The following is a 14,230-nucleotide window of genomic DNA, read 5'->3' as shown; positions in this document are numbered from 1 at the left end:
TATGCGTGAACATTTGATTGAAATACGCGACCTGCGGGTTGCCTTCAAAGGCCAGGAAGTGGTCCACGGCATCGACCTCGACATCCGTCCGGGTGAATGCCTGGCGCTGGTGGGCGAGTCCGGTTCCGGCAAGTCGGTGACGGCCCACAGCATCCTGCAACTGCTCGACCCGAACATCACGCGGATCGATGGCAGCATCCGCTATGGGGGCGAAGAGCTGCTTGGCGTGCATGAGCGTTATCTGCGGCAATTGCGCGGCAACCGGATCGCGATGATCTTTCAGGAGCCGATGAGTTCGCTGAACCCGTTGCACACCGTAGAGCGCCAACTTGGCGAAAGTCTGGCGCTGCACAAAGGCCTGGCCGGGGCTGCGGCGCGGGAACGGATTCTGGAGCTGTTGGAACTTGTGGGCATTCAACGCCCACACGAGCGTCTGAAGGCTTATCCGCATCAGCTCTCCGGCGGGCAACGGCAGCGAGTGATGATCGCCATGGCACTGGCGTGTGAGCCTCAGTTATTGATCGCTGATGAGCCGACCACTGCCCTCGACGTTACCGTGCAACGCAAGATCCTGCTGTTACTCAAGGACCTGCAACAACGCCTGGGCATGGCGCTGCTGATCATCAGCCACGACTTGAATCTGGTGCGCACCATCGCCCAGCGGGTGGCGGTGATGCGCGCCGGCGAGATCGTCGAGCAAGCGACTTGCGAGCAGTTATTCCGGGCGCCGCAGCATCCCTACAGCATCGAGTTGCTCAATGCCGAACCCGGTGGCGAGGCGCTGCACAGGGTCGACGCGGAGGATCTGCTGCAAGTCCGCAATCTCAATGTGCGCTTTCGGCTCGGTGGTGGCTGGCTGCGCCGCAAGTCCTGGCTGCACGCGGTCAATGGCATTGATCTGAGCCTGAAACGTGGCCGGACCCTGGGAATCGTCGGTGAATCCGGTTCGGGAAAATCCACCCTCGGGCAGGCGATCCTGCGTCTGATCGATGCCGAGGGCAGTATCCGCTTCGAGGGTGAAGCGCTGGAACATCTGAGCGGCAAACAACTGCGACCATTGCGCAAGCGCCTGCAAGTGGTGTTTCAGGACCCGTTCGGCAGTCTCAGTCCGCGCTTGTGCGTGGAGCAGATCATCGCCGAGGGTTTGCAGGTTCACAGTGACTTGAACGCGCGGGAGCGCGAGCAGGTCGTGATCGATGTCTTGCGGGACGTGGGACTCGACCCGGCGACACGTCATCGCTATCCCCACGAGTTTTCCGGCGGGCAGCGGCAACGCATCGCCATCGCCCGGGCGCTGGTGCTCAAGCCGGATCTGATCCTGCTGGACGAACCCACTTCGGCACTGGATCGCACCGTACAGAAACAGATCGTCGCGCTGTTGCGCCGGTTACAGGAGGAACACGGTCTGACGTATCTGTTCATCAGCCATGACCTGGCGGTGGTGCGAGCACTGGCTCACGACCTGATCGTGATGAAGGACGGCGAGGTCGTCGAGCGTGGGGAAACGGCCGAATTGTTTCGTTCGGCGCAGCATCCCTATACACGGGAGTTGCTGGCCGCTTCGTTTGTGACAACGGTCACGAGGGTGCAGGCCGTGCCGGAGAGCAGCCTTTCATCGATTGAACAGATCCGGTAAATTCCGCATCCCCAGCCCTTACACGGAAGTAAACGATGGCAAAGCCTGCCGCGCGCCTGAGCGATCTCAATGCCTGTCCGGTCACTGGCCACGGTACCAACCCCAGCACCAGCGGTTCACCCGATGTGAACATCAACGGCATGCCCGTGTTGCGTGTCGGCGACACCACGGCGTGTGGTGATACGGTCACCGAAGGCATCGGCAACATCCTGATCAATGGCAAGCCCATAGCCTTTCTCGGCAGTGCCACTGCTCATGGCGGCATGATCATTACCGGTTCCGGCGATGTTTTCGTCGGCACCCAGGTCGGCTCCGCTCCTTTCACGCCGATCATTACCGTACCCAAGCACAGTGAGCGCTTCCAGTTGGTGGACGAAGGGACCGGCGAAGCCATACCCGACATGCTCTATTGCATTGAAACCGGCGATGGTCAGCGTCTGGTCGGCCACACCGACAATCACGGTAACGCGGCACGGGTATTCACAGCCGATCCGACATCGATTGTCGTGCAATGGGGCAAGGAAGCCGCCGCTCACCTGGATGCCCTGGGCATTGATTACTAAGGAAAGTTGAACGTGGCCACTCCGAAAAAGAAACAGGTGCAAACCAGCGATCAGCATGGGACTACGCAGGTCAAGGGAACGCTCGCTCAGGACTATGTGACCGTGGTGGGGGCATCTTACATGTCGATGATCGAGAAGCTCCGTAGCCAGCGAGGCAACAAGATGCGCTTCATCAACCAGGGCATTCGGCAACTGACCAAGTACCCTGAAGGCACACCAAACTTCTCTCGGCAGCGAGTCTTCCTGATTTTCAAAGACGACTATGAAGAGAAGCTGCTCACTGCCGTGAAAAACCTGGTTGAAAGTGAGCACGGCGCGCAATATCGGGAGCTGGATTCGATTTCAGGTCTCGTGGATTTTATCCAGGCCCGCCAGCGCCGTGGCAGAGAGATAAAACAACTGGATTTCTTTTCTCACGGCGTGGTTGGCAGTATTGAACTGGGATACGAACTGGACAAGCGCGACAGTTATCGTCTGCGTGATGCCCAGGCACAAATGTTCAAGCCGGAAGCCTTCGCTTACGGTGCCAGGATCTATTCGTATGCCTGCCGTACCGGACTTGGTATCGACGCGAACTTCAAGGTGAACGAAGGCGAGGATCCTCACTACGAGCGCAGCCTTGCACAAATTCTTGCCAATACCACAAAGGCTACTGTCTGGGCTTTCCCGCGACGAAGCAACTACGACACGACTTATGGCACCGCGGCCGAGCGGGAGTCCGTAGGCGGAATTCGGCAGAAGATGAGTTCCGACCGTCTGGCGCAACAGCAATACCAGAAGAATAAAATCGCCTACCTGCGCAAGTTGGCCGAGCATCGCAAAACGGTAAAAAACGACTCCGCCGAACTACCTGGTGAGCAGGCTCCGGTAGCGCCTGTACCGACAGTTACCGAGGAACAGCGTAATTTGCTCGCCCACGTCGATAGCCGACAGAAATACGAAACTCAAATCGGCTATCCGCTCGATGCGTTGGGTGCCCATCGGGATGTTCGATCCGGTGACACGCCAGATGGCGTTCCCAAACAGCTTCGCGAGTACAAACCGGTATGAAGTTGAAGCGTTCATCGGCAATCAGGTTGTTTATCTTTACTCTGGCGTTACTGCTCGGTGTGGCCGGACTGTCGGCCCATCTCAAGGAAGATCGGATGTCTGCAAAAATAATGATGTACTACGGTGACTGGAGCCCGGAAGAAATTCGGTTTGACGCGACAAAGTGGTTCAGTTCGGGGATGTATCGTCCACGCATGATGGGGACTCCTGCCGAGGCTAGCCCGGTGACGATGCTACGGAATAGTCCGGATACCTTGCAGGCGCTCGACAATGACACTTTGTTGGCCACTGCGTTGGTTGCTATCGAAGACAAATATCCGGAGGTCGATACGCATGAGCTGATGCTGTACACGCCGGATTTGAAAAAGCAGATCCGGTACGTGTACAGCTTTTTCGAGGTACCAGACAAACCGTTCGATACGTATTGGTTGTTCTTGACGATCAAGGGCGAAACATATGTTGTGACGTTCAACTGGAACGTGGTCGCAAAAGAGCTCGACCCGATGGCGATGGCAGAGTTGCTTGTGAAGGGTAGTGATGAAGAGATCATCTATCTTGAACTCGAAAAAGCGCTCAACTCTTCTTCGGTATCGAAACGCTGAAAGGGTTGTTGATTGAAACCCCGAAGCAGAGAGCTGTACGTCGGGCTTGTCCTGCTTGTGATTTATTGAGTCCTGAAACAAAAAATCCCGCCATCAAGGCGGGATTTTTTTTGGCTGGTCTGCGACTTACGCCGGGAACAGCTCGGACAGTTTCATCGACAGCATCATGTCGCCTTCAACGCGCAGCTTGCCGCCCATGAAGGCCTGCATGCCGTCGGTTTCGCCGCTGACGATGCCTTTCAGGGTTTCGCTGTCCAGCACCAGTGTGCAGTTGGCGTCGGCGTTTTCGCCTTCCTGGATGTCGCAAGTGCCGTCTTTGACGATCAGAGCGTATTGCTTGTCTTCGTCAGTGATATTGAAACCGAAGACCAGATCCAGGCCGGCAGCAGCGGCTGGGTTGAACTTGGCTTGCATTGCTTTTACGGCATCAGCTACGGAGGTCATGGTTCGATCCTTTTTGGTTGATTGCAGCAGGGTCACAGTAATCCGGACTCAGCGGAAAGTGATGAGTTCCGGGGCCTTCAGCAGTTGCAGGTGCGCATGACTGTTGAAGGAAGCCAGAGCCACCTCGCGACCGCGGAACTTCAGCTGGTTGAGCGAGGTGTTGACGATTTGCCAGTTCAGTTCAAAGGCCTGCCGGGCAGGCATTTGCGTGATCAGGTGGAGCAGGGCGGTGATGGTGCCGCCTGAGGTGAACACTGCGATTTTCTGGGTGTTGTCGGCCTGATCGAGAATACGGTTCAGACCGGCCTGGACCCGTTCGACGAACCCCAGCCAGCTTTCCAGGCCGGGCGTGTCGTAGGTGCCGGCCAGCCAGCGTTCGATGATCAGGGCAAAGATGCGCTGGAACTCGCCACGGTTCTGTGCGGCGTTGCGCAGGATGTCCAGTGCTTCGGGTTCTTCGGGCAGCATGGCCGGCAGCAGGGCGCGGATCACGGCGTCGGCGTCGAACTCGTTGAAGGCCGAATCGATTTCCAGAGCAGGCACCGGCAGGCCGGCAGCGGCGAACTGTTCCAGCGCGCTGTTGGCCGTGTGCTGCTGACGGCGCAGGTCGCCCGAAAGGCAGCGGTCGAAGCTGATTCCGAGTTCGGCGAGGTGACGGCCGAGAATTTCTGCCTGGCGTACACCGGTCGGCGACAGGACGTCATAGTCGTCTGCACCGAAGGAGGCCTGGCCATGTCGAATCAAGTAGATGCTGCCCACGTCCGCGTCATCCCGGTACGTTGAAGGTTGTGGCGAGGTTATGGGGATGACGGAGAGCTGTCAATGAAAAAACATACGCTTGTTTGAAATGCCCGTTACAGGGCTGTTTCCAGAGGTTTCACGGCTGGCCGACGAGGCGGTGCATGGGTATGCTGGAGTCATCCCCGCGCGCGTTTTTCAACGGCGCATCGTTTGAAGGAGTCACTGTGGAGTTTTTGACTGAATACGCCAGTTTCCTGGCCAAGACCGTCACACTGGTCATCGCCATTCTGGTGGTGCTGGCCAGTTTCGCTGCGTTGCGCAGCAAGGGCCGGCGCAAGGCCGCGGGCCAGCTGCAGGTCAGCAAGCTCAACGATTTCTATAAAGGCTTGCGTGAACGCCTGGAGCAAAGCCTGCTCGACAAGGATCAGCTCAAGGCCCTGCGCAAGGGTGAAGCCAAATCCGAGAAGAAACAGAAGAAGAATCCCGAAAGCAAACCCCGGGTGTTCGTGCTGGATTTCGACGGCGACATCAAGGCCTCCGCTACCGAGAGTCTGCGTCATGAAATCACCGCCTTGCTGACCCTGGCCACACCGAAGGACGAAGTCGTCCTGCGTCTTGAAAGCGGTGGCGGCATGGTGCACAGCTACGGTCTGGCATCGTCGCAACTGGCGCGTATCCGCGAGGCCGGCGTGCCGTTGACCGTGTGCATCGACAAGGTGGCAGCCAGCGGCGGCTACATGATGGCGTGCATCGGCGAGAAGATCATCAGCGCGCCATTCGCCATTCTTGGTTCCATCGGCGTGGTTGCGCAGTTGCCGAACGTCAACCGCCTGCTGAAAAAGCATGATATCGACTTCGAAGTGCTGACCGCCGGCGAATACAAACGCACCCTGACCGTGTTCGGCGAAAACACCGAGAAGGGCCGGGAGAAATTCCAGGAAGACCTGGATATCACCCACAAGCTGTTCAAGAACTTTGTTGCCCGCTATCGCCCGCAGCTGGCGATCGACGAAGTCGCCACCGGTGAAGTCTGGCTCGGCCTCGCGGCGCTGGAAAAACAACTGGTGGACGAGCTCAAGACCAGTGACGAATACCTGGCGGACCGGGCGAAAAAGTCCGAGGTCTATCACCTGCACTATGCCGAACGCAAAAGCCTGCAGGAGCGCATCGGCATGGCGGCCAGCGGTTCGGTGGATCGTCTGCTGCTGAGCTGGTGGAGCCGTTTGACCCAGCAACGTTTCTGGTAAAGCGGGCATAAAAAAACGCCGGTCGAATGACCGGCGTTTTTTTGAGTACGACCCGGGGATTTACCGGCGACGGAACAGCGGCAGCGGTTCGTCCGTGGCGGCCTGATAGGTCACCGAGAAGTCCTTGAGGCTTTCAAGGGCGTCGTACGGGTCTTTGTCTGCGCGCAGGGCGAAGGCATCGAAACCGCAGCGGCGCATGTAGAACAGTTGGTCGCGCAGCACGTCGCCAATCGCCCGCAGTTCGCCTTTGAAACCGTAACGGTCACGCAGCAGGCGGGCGTTGGAGTAGTTGCGGCCATCGGTGAACGCCGGGAAGTTCAGGGCAATCACCTGGAACTCATTCACGTCGTCACCGATTTCCTCGGCTTCTTCGTCGGCATCCAGCCACACACCCAGACCACCGTCGCGGGCCTTGAGCATGCGGGCGTGTTCACGCCACAGCTGCAGCGGGACGATCAGGTCGTCGCAGTTGCTGATTTCGTCGATGTTGAAATCCTTGGGCAGCAAGTGCCAGGTTTCGTCGACGACCTCGTTGTTCTTAATGATTCGCTGCATAGACGCGTTCCTTGAAGAGGTCGATGCCAATACGCTGGTAGGTGTCGATGAAGCGCTCGTCTTCGGTGCGCTGTTCCACGTACACGTCGATCAGCTTGGAGATCACATCCGGCATGTCGTCCTGGGCGAACGACGGGCCGAGGATCTTGCCCAGGCTCGCGTCACGGCTGGCGCTGCCGCCGAGGGAGACCTGGTAGAACTCTTCACCTTTCTTGTCCACACCGAGAATGCCGATGTGGCCGACGTGGTGGTGACCGCAGGCGTTCATGCAGCCGGAGATGTTCAGGTCCAGTTCACCGATGTCGAACAGGTAGTCCAGGTCGTCGAAGCGGCGCTGGATCGATTCGGCGATCGGGATCGACTTGGCGTTGGCCAGGGAGCAGAAATCACCGCCAGGGCAGCAGATGATGTCGGTCAGCAGGCCGATGTTCGGCGTGGCGAAACCGCCTTCACGCAACTCGCCCCACAGGGTGAACAACTGGCTCTGCTCGACGTCGGCGAGAATGATGTTCTGCTCGTGGGAGGTGCGCAGTTGACCGTAGCTGTAGCGGTCGGCGAGATCGGCGACGGCGTCGAGCTGCTTGTCGGTGATGTCGCCCGGTGCAACCCCGGTCGGCTTCAGGGACAGGGTCACGGCTACATAACCCGGCTTCTTGTGCGCCAGGGTGTTGCGGGTGCGCCAGCGGGCGAAGCCCGGGTGTTCCTTGTCGAGGGCGGCCAGTTCGGCGTCCTGACTGCTCAGTGCCTTATAGTCCGGATCGACAAAGTGTTTGGCGACGCGATGAACTTCGGCTTCGGTCAGCGTGGTCTGGCCGCCGCGCAGGTGTTCCATCTCGGCATCGACTTTCTGGGCGAAGACTTCTGGAGTCAGCGCCTTGACGAGGATCTTGATCCGCGCCTTGTATTTGTTGTCGCGACGGCCATAGCGGTTGTAGACCCGCAGGATCGCGTCGAGGTAGCTCAACAGGTCCTGCCACGGCAGGAACTCGTTGATGAACGCACCAACTACCGGTGTACGGCCCAGACCACCGCCAACCAGCACGCGGAAGCCGAGTTCGCCAGCGGCGTTGTGCACCGGCTCGAGACCGATGTCGTGGACTTCGATGGCCGCGCGGTCGGAAGTCGAACCATTGACGGCGATCTTGAACTTACGCGGCAGGTAGGCGAATTCCGGGTGGAACGTGGTCCATTGACGGACGATTTCGCACCACGGACGCGGGTCGATCAACTCATCGGCCGCAACACCGGCGAACTGGTCGGTGGTGACGTTGCGCAGGCAGTTGCCGCTGGTCTGGATCGCGTGCATCTGCACGGTGGCCAGTTCCGCGAGGATGTCCGGGATGTCTTCGACCGCCGGCCAGTTGAATTGCACGTTCTGGCGAGTACTGATGTGGGCGTAGCCCTTGTCGTAGTCGCGGGCAATCTTGGCCATCATGCGCATCTGACGCGAAGTCAGCTGGCCGTAAGGCACCGCCACCCGCAGCATCGGCGCGAAACGCTGGATGTACAGGCCATTTTGCAGGCGCAGGGGGCGGAATTCTTCTTCGCTCAGCTCACCTGCCAGATAGCGTCGGGTCTGATCACGGAACTGCTTGACGCGGTCCTCGATGATCCGCTGATCGTACTCGTCGTATACGTACATATAAGTCCTGTTCTCAGGCTTTGGGCTACTCGGAAAACGCTGCGTTTTCGCTTGCTGGAGTCCGATGGTGCCTCGGCAATTACGCGCGCACGGCCGCGCACTCCCTAATGGAGCCGGGGCAATATACCCGTTTGCAGTTATGCGCAAAAGTGATGTTTGAGTATATGTAAAGAACCAAATCGCCTAACGAGAACGGGTGTCAACTAACCCACATTTGTCGTGCGGACAATCATCGTCTTAACTGTGGTCGAGTCTTTCTGCAATCACCGATAAAACCGACAAGAGGCGATGCAATGAGCAATCCAACCAAGGCAAGGAAAAGCGATAGCAGTGTCGATGCGTGGGCCATTCTGTTCCTGATCATTCTGGTCGTGGGCACAGCGGTGTTCTGGGTCAGTCATCAGTAAAACGACCCCTCCGGGCCCGCTTCCGACGATTGTCGGACAAAAAGCGGGATCAGGCGCTAATGGCCGGCGATTGAATGGCTATAATGCGCGGCCATTTTTCCCCGGGCCCGGATGTTTCATGTTCAAGTTTCTCCACATCAGTCTGCTTGTGCTGGGCCTGGCCTTTGGAGTCGGCGCGCGGGCGGAGTCTGTGCTGTTTCTGAATCCTGGAGCCACCGACGAAGCGTTCTGGGTCAGCTACTCGCAATTCATGCAGGCCGCCGCCCGGGATCTGGGTGTCGATCTGCGGATCCTCTATTCCCAGCGTCAGCCCGAAATGACCCTGGCCCAGGCCCGGGTAGCCTTGCAGGGGCCTGATCGTCCCGATTATCTGATGTTCGCCAACGAGCAATACATCGCGCCGCAGATCCTGCGCATGGCCAATCAGAGCGGGGTGAAGCTGTTTATCGTCAATGCCGCGCTGACCCCCAATCAGCAAGCGCTGGTCGGGGACCGGGCCGACCGCATCGGCAGCCTCGTGCCCAATGACGAGGAGGGCGGTTACCTGTTGATGAAGGAGTTGATCCGCCTGCATCCACCGGTGGCCCCCGGTGCCAGCATCGAATTGCTGGCGTTCTCCGGCCTGAAGATCACGCCGTCGTCGCAGTTGCGCGAGCAAGGCATGCAGCGGGCGCTGGCCGAGCATCCCGAAGTCCGTTTGCGGCAACTGGTCTATGGCGGCTGGACACAGCAGCGTGCTTATGAGCAGGCCCGGCAGTTGCTGGTTCGTTACCCCAAGGTGTCATTGGTATGGGCGGCCAACGACGAAATGGCCTTCGGCGCGATGCGAGCGGTTTCCGAGATCGGGAAAGTGCCGGGCAAAGACGTGCTGTTCAGCGCGGTCAATACTTCGCCTGCGGCGTTGCAGGCCATGATCGACGGACGCTTGAGCGCATTGCTCGGCGGTCATTTCACCCTGGGAGGCTGGGCGCTGGTGGAAGTGCACGATCATGCGCAGGGCGTCGACCTGAGCCAGTACGGCGGCCGCGACCGACAGATTCCCTTGCTGCAACTGATCGACAAGGATCATGCCCGCCGAATGCTGGCCATGGGCACGTCGCCGGATTACGGCGTGCACTTTCACAAGATGTCGGCGAAGGGCCGCCCGGCCTCGTACCGCTATCCGTTCAACCTGCAGACCCTGATGCACTGAGGCGGTTCAGGCGCCCGCCAGATGCACCACCAGTTGCACGATGCCAAACAGCGTCAGGGCGAACACCGCCGTGAACGCAATGCCCAGGAAGATGAAATGGCTGGGCTTGCCATGGGTGAAGTCCCTTGCCCGGTTCTTGCCGCTCTGCACGCCGAACGCCGCCGCCATGACGCTGTGCAGCATCTGCCAGAAGGTCGGTGGCTTGTTGTCGACTGGATCGTCCATAAATCCCTCGTCTGCCGTGTGTGTCAGACAAGCATAGCCAACCCATGAAAAAAGACCGCAGCTGCGGGGCAGGCTGCGGTCTTTTGTTCGGGCTCCGGGTTAGTTGTCGTAACCCAGGTTCGGCGCCAGCCAGCGCTCGGTCAGGCTCAGTTCCTGACCTTTGCGCGAGGTGTAGCTCTGCACCTGATCCTTGTCGATCTTGCCCACGGCGAAGTATTGCGCCTGCGGATGGGCGAAGTACCAGCCGCTGACCGCTGCCGCCGGGAACATCGCGTAGTGCTCGGTCAGGAACACGCCACTGCGGCCGGCGCGCATTTCCTGGGCTTCCGGGTCAAGCAGGGCGAACAGCGTAGCCTTCTCGGTGTGATCCGGGCACGCCGGGTAGCCCGGGGCAGGGCGAATGCCGGAATACTGCTCTTTGATCAGCGCCTCGTTGTCGAGGGCTTCGTCCTTGGCATAACCCCAGTGCTCTTTACGTACCTGCTGGTGTAACCATTCGGCGCAGGCCTCGGCCAGACGGTCGGCCAGGGCCTTGACCATGATCGAGTTGTAGTCGTCGCCAGCGTCCTGATAAGCCTTGGCCACTTCTTCGGCGCCGATCCCGGCGGTGGTGATGAAACCACCGACATAGTCGGTCACTTCGCTGTCCTTCGGCGCAACGAAGTCGGCCAGGGAGAAGTTTGGCTTGCCGTCGGTCTTGATGATCTGCTGGCGCAGGTGATGCAGGCGCGCCATTGGCTTGCCGTCATCGCCGTACAGCTCGATATCGTCATCGTGTACCTGATTGGCCGGCCAGAAGCCGAACACCGCACGGGCGCTGATCAGCTTCTCGTCGATCAGCTTGGTCAGCATCTCGCGGGCGTCCTTGTACAGCGAGGTCGCGGCTTCACCGACCACTTCGTCTTCGAGGATGCGCGGGAACTTGCCGGCCAGGTCCCAGGAGATAAAGAACGGCGTCCAGTCGATGTATTCAGCCAGGACGTTGAGGTCGATATTGTCCAGCACCCGGGTACCGGTGAAGGTCGGTTTGACCGGCGTGTAGGAAGCCCAGTCGAACTGCGGTTTTTTCGCGATCGAGGCGGCGTAGCTCAGGCGTTCGGTACGGGCGCTGCGATTGGACGTGCGCTCACGCACGTCGATGTACTCTTCGCGGGTCTTCTCGACGAAACCTGCTTTCAGCTCCTTGGACAGCAACTGCGTCGCCACGCCCACGGCGCGGGAAGCGTCGGTGACGTAGACCACTGCGTCGTTGCTGTACTTCGGCTCGATTTTCACCGCCGTGTGTGCCTTGGAGGTGGTCGCGCCGCCGATCATCAGCGGCAGGTGGAAGTCCTGACGCTGCATCTCGCGGGCCACGTGGACCATTTCATCCAGCGACGGGGTGATCAGGCCGGACAGGCCGATGATGTCGCATTTCTCTTCACGGGCCACCTGCAGGATCTTCTCCGCCGGCACCATCACGCCGAGGTCGACGATGTCGTAGCCGTTGCAACCCAGCACCACGCCAACGATGTTCTTGCCGATGTCGTGTACGTCGCCTTTCACGGTGGCCATCAGGATCTTGCCCTTGGCTTCCGGTTTGTCGCCTTTTTCCAATTCGATGAACGGGATCAGGTGGGCCACGGCCTGTTTCATCACGCGGGCGGATTTCACCACCTGCGGCAGGAACATTTTGCCGGCGCCGAACAGGTCGCCGACGATATTCATGCCGGACATCAGCGGGCCTTCGATCACTTCGATCGGGCGGGCGAAGGACTGACGGGACTCTTCGGTGTCTTCGACGATGTGGGTGGTGATGCCCTTGACCAGTGCGTGCTCCAGACGTTTGTTGACGTCCCAGCTGCGCCATTCTTCGGTCTCGGCTTCCTTGACGCTGCCGTCGCCCTTGTACTTGTCGGCGATGGCGAGGAGGGCGTCGGTGCCTTCCGGCGTGCGGTTGAGGATCACGTCTTCAACGGCGTCGCGCAGCTCCTGCGGGATCTGGTCGTAGATCTCCAGCTGCCCGGCGTTGACGATGCCCATGGTCAGGCCGGCGCGGATCGCGTACAGCAGGAACACCGAGTGGATCGCCTCGCGCACCGGGTTGTTGCCGCGGAACGAGAACGACACGTTGGACACGCCGCCGGAGCTCAGGGCATACGGCAGCTCGTCACGGATGTAGGCGCAGGCGTTGATGAAGTCCACAGCGTAGTTGTTGTGTTCTTCGATACCGGTGGCCACGGCAAAGATGTTCGGGTCGAAGATGATGTCTTCCGGCGGGAAGCCGACTTCGTTGACCAGAATGTCGTAGGAGCGTTTGCAGATCTCTTTCTTGCGCGCTTCGGTGTCGGCCTGGCCGGCTTCGTCGAACGCCATCACCACCACGGCAGCGCCGTAGCGTTTGCACAGTTTGGCGTGGTGGATGAACTGCTCGACGCCTTCTTTCATGCTGATCGAGTTGACGATGCCCTTGCCCTGAATGCACTTGAGGCCGGCTTCGATCACTTCCCATTTCGAGGAGTCGATCATGATCGGTACGCGGGAGATGTCCGGTTCGCCGGCAATCAGATTGAGGAAGGTCACCATGGCCTTCTTCGAATCGAGCATCCCTTCGTCCATGTTGATGTCGATCACCTGGGCGCCGGCCTCGACCTGCTGCAGGGCGACTTCCAGGGCTTCGGTGTAGTTGTCTTCGCGGATCAGGCGGGCGAACTTGGCGGAGCCGGTGATGTTGGTCCGCTCGCCGACGTTGACGAACAGCGAGCTGCGATCGATGGTGAACGGCTCCAGACCCGACAGGCGGCACGCCTTGGGAATGTCCGGAATCTGCCGTGGCGCGTAACCGGCGACGGCTTTGGCGATGGCTTCAATGTGGCCCGGGGTGGTGCCGCAGCAGCCGCCGACGATGTTGAGGAAACCGCTCTGGGCGAATTCTTCGATGACTTTGGCAGTGTCCACCGGCAGTTCGTCGTACTCGCCGAATTCGTTCGGCAGGCCGGCGTTCGGGTGCGCCGAGACGTGGGTGCTGGCCTTGTCCGACAGCTCTTCCAGGTACGGACGCAGTTCACGGGCGCCGAGGGCGCAGTTCAGACCGACCGAAATCGGCTTGGCGTGGGCCACGGAGTTCCAGAACGCTTCAGTGGTCTGGCCCGACAGGGTCCGGCCGGAGGCGTCGGTGATGGTGCCGGAAATCATGATCGGCAATTCGATGTGCAGCTCTTCGAACACGCCTTGCACAGCGAAGATCGCAGCCTTGGCGTTGAGGGTGTCGAAGATGGTTTCGATCAGGATCAGGTCGACGCCGCCCTCGATCAGGCCTTTGGTGGCCTCGGTGTAGTTTTCCACCAGTTCATCGAAGGTGACGTTGCGGTAGCCCGGGTTGTTGACGTCCGGCGACAGCGAGCAGGTGCGACTTGTAGGGCCGAGGACGCCGGCGACGAAGCGTGGCTTGTCCGGGTTCTCGGCGGTCTTGGCGTCGGCGACCTTGCGCGCCAGTCGTGCGCCTTCTACGTTGAGTTCGTAGGCCAGCTCTTCCATGCCGTAGTCGGCCATGGAAATGCGGGTGGCGTTGAAGGTGTTGGTTTCCAGGATGTCGGCGCCGGCATCCAGGTAGGCTTTCTCGATGCCGCCGATCACGTCGGGACGGGTAATGACCAGCAGATCGTTGTTGCCCTTGACGTCGGTCGGCCAGTCGGCGAAACGCTTGCCGCGATAATCCTGCTCTTCGAGCTTGTAGCTCTGGATCATCGTGCCCATACCGCCATCGAGTATCAGGATGCGCTCTTTGAGGGCTTGCTTGAGAGCTTGAAGGCGGACGCTGCGATCGGACATTGGGACTACTCGAAAAAGACCATGACGAAGGAGCGGGATCATAACAAACCTGTGCGGATTTAGAGCATGTGGCGCTTTTGCATGAATATCGCTCATGTTGGCACGGGCGTCATAAC

At 59.6% G+C, this 14,230-nt stretch carries 12 protein-coding genes; 6 read left to right on the top strand and 6 right to left on the bottom strand.

Features of this window, described 5'->3' with window-relative positions:
* Position 1 precedes the first annotated feature (1 nt).
* From IF189_RS15540 to IF189_RS15525, 4 genes are read left to right on the top strand one after another with little or no spacing between them, the layout of a single operon-like run.
* Positions 2-1,636 carry an ABC transporter ATP-binding protein gene (locus IF189_RS15540; protein WP_225739903.1) on the top strand — a complete coding sequence of 545 codons (1,635 nt, stop codon included), beginning with the start codon at positions 2-4 and terminating at the stop codon, positions 1,634-1,636.
* Between the two features lie 35 nt (positions 1,637-1,671).
* Entirely contained in the window at positions 1,672-2,199 is a 528-nt protein-coding gene (locus tag IF189_RS15535; RefSeq protein WP_134826519.1) for a PAAR domain-containing protein, read from the top strand.
* A 12-nt stretch (positions 2,200-2,211) separates the two neighbouring features.
* Positions 2,212-3,249: a hypothetical protein gene (locus tag IF189_RS15530; protein WP_134826520.1), complete on the top strand. Its 1,038-nt coding sequence runs from the start codon at positions 2,212-2,214 to the stop codon at positions 3,247-3,249.
* Complete coding sequence (locus IF189_RS15525) at positions 3,246-3,851, top strand: hypothetical protein (protein WP_192551835.1); 606 nt, start codon at positions 3,246-3,248, stop codon at positions 3,849-3,851. Before IF189_RS15530 ends, IF189_RS15525 begins: the two co-directional genes overlap by 4 nt.
* A gap of 126 nt (positions 3,852-3,977) precedes the next feature.
* Here IF189_RS15525 and IF189_RS15520 read toward each other — a convergent pair whose 3' ends face one another.
* Both IF189_RS15520 and IF189_RS15515 read right to left on the bottom strand, forming a co-directional pair.
* Positions 3,978-4,295, bottom strand: coding sequence for an SCP2 sterol-binding domain-containing protein (locus IF189_RS15520; protein WP_114883460.1), 318 nt, complete (start codon positions 4,293-4,295; stop codon positions 3,978-3,980).
* Positions 4,296-4,343: 48 nt separating this feature from the next.
* A complete protein-coding gene (locus tag IF189_RS15515) occupies positions 4,344-5,054 on the bottom strand; it encodes a histidine phosphatase family protein (RefSeq protein WP_134826522.1) in 711 nt (236 codons plus the stop codon).
* 206 nt (positions 5,055-5,260) lie between these two features.
* Here IF189_RS15515 and sohB point away from each other — a divergent pair, with 206 nt between their 5' ends.
* A complete protein-coding gene (sohB, locus tag IF189_RS15510; protein ID WP_134826523.1) occupies positions 5,261-6,283 on the top strand; it encodes a protease SohB in 1,023 nt (340 codons plus the stop codon).
* 60 nt (positions 6,284-6,343) lie between these two features.
* Here sohB and IF189_RS15505 read toward each other — a convergent pair whose 3' ends face one another.
* Both IF189_RS15505 and IF189_RS15500 read right to left on the bottom strand, forming a co-directional pair.
* Entirely contained in the window at positions 6,344-6,838 is a 495-nt protein-coding gene (locus IF189_RS15505) for a DUF934 domain-containing protein (protein ID WP_007959510.1), read from the bottom strand.
* Complete coding sequence (locus IF189_RS15500) at positions 6,822-8,480, bottom strand: nitrite/sulfite reductase (protein ID WP_134826524.1); 1,659 nt, start codon at positions 8,478-8,480, stop codon at positions 6,822-6,824. The genes IF189_RS15505 and IF189_RS15500 overlap by 17 nt, the downstream gene beginning before the upstream one ends.
* Positions 8,481-9,005: 525 nt before the next feature.
* On the opposite strand from IF189_RS15500, the gene IF189_RS15495 reads away from it, so the two are divergent.
* Positions 9,006-10,079, top strand: a complete 1,074-nt coding sequence (locus tag IF189_RS15495; RefSeq protein WP_134826525.1) for an ABC transporter substrate-binding protein — start codon at positions 9,006-9,008, stop codon at positions 10,077-10,079.
* A gap of 6 nt (positions 10,080-10,085) precedes the next feature.
* Here the strand turns inward: IF189_RS15495 and IF189_RS15490 are convergent, their stop codons facing one another.
* Positions 10,086-10,304 (bottom strand): DUF2970 domain-containing protein, encoded by a 219-nt coding sequence (locus IF189_RS15490; protein WP_065257810.1) that lies wholly within the window; start codon positions 10,302-10,304, stop codon positions 10,086-10,088.
* A gap of 99 nt (positions 10,305-10,403) precedes the next feature.
* Entirely contained in the window at positions 10,404-14,114 is a 3,711-nt protein-coding gene (gene metH / locus IF189_RS15485; RefSeq protein WP_192551834.1) for a methionine synthase, read from the bottom strand.
* Positions 14,115-14,230 lie beyond the last annotated feature (116 nt).

This window comes from Pseudomonas sp. IzPS59 (assembly GCF_014863505.1).
Lineage (GTDB): Bacteria > Pseudomonadota > Gammaproteobacteria > Pseudomonadales > Pseudomonadaceae > Aquipseudomonas > Aquipseudomonas kribbensis.
Note: the sequence above shows the minus strand (reverse complement) of the source record. Positions and strands in the feature narration are given on the sequence as shown.

Coding starts and splice junctions, on each gene's coding strand:
- IF189_RS15540 (WP_225739903.1), top strand. CDS start 2: ATGCGTGAACATTTGATTGAAATACGCGACCTGCGGGTTGCCTTCAAA.
- IF189_RS15535 (WP_134826519.1), top strand. CDS start 1,672: ATGGCAAAGCCTGCCGCGCGCCTGAGCGATCTCAATGCCTGTCCGGTC.
- IF189_RS15525 (WP_192551835.1), top strand. CDS start 3,246: ATGAAGTTGAAGCGTTCATCGGCAATCAGGTTGTTTATCTTTACTCTG.
- IF189_RS15520 (WP_114883460.1), bottom strand. CDS start 4,295: ATGACCTCCGTAGCTGATGCCGTAAAAGCAATGCAAGCCAAGTTCAAC.
- IF189_RS15505 (WP_007959510.1), bottom strand. CDS start 6,838: ATGCAGCGAATCATTAAGAACAACGAGGTCGTCGACGAAACCTGGCAC.
- IF189_RS15500 (WP_134826524.1), bottom strand. CDS start 8,480: ATGTACGTATACGACGAGTACGATCAGCGGATCATCGAGGACCGCGTC.
- IF189_RS15495 (WP_134826525.1), top strand. CDS start 9,006: ATGTTCAAGTTTCTCCACATCAGTCTGCTTGTGCTGGGCCTGGCCTTT.
- IF189_RS15490 (WP_065257810.1), bottom strand. CDS start 10,304: ATGGACGATCCAGTCGACAACAAGCCACCGACCTTCTGGCAGATGCTG.
- metH (WP_192551834.1), bottom strand. CDS start 14,114: ATGTCCGATCGCAGCGTCCGCCTTCAAGCTCTCAAGCAAGCCCTCAAA.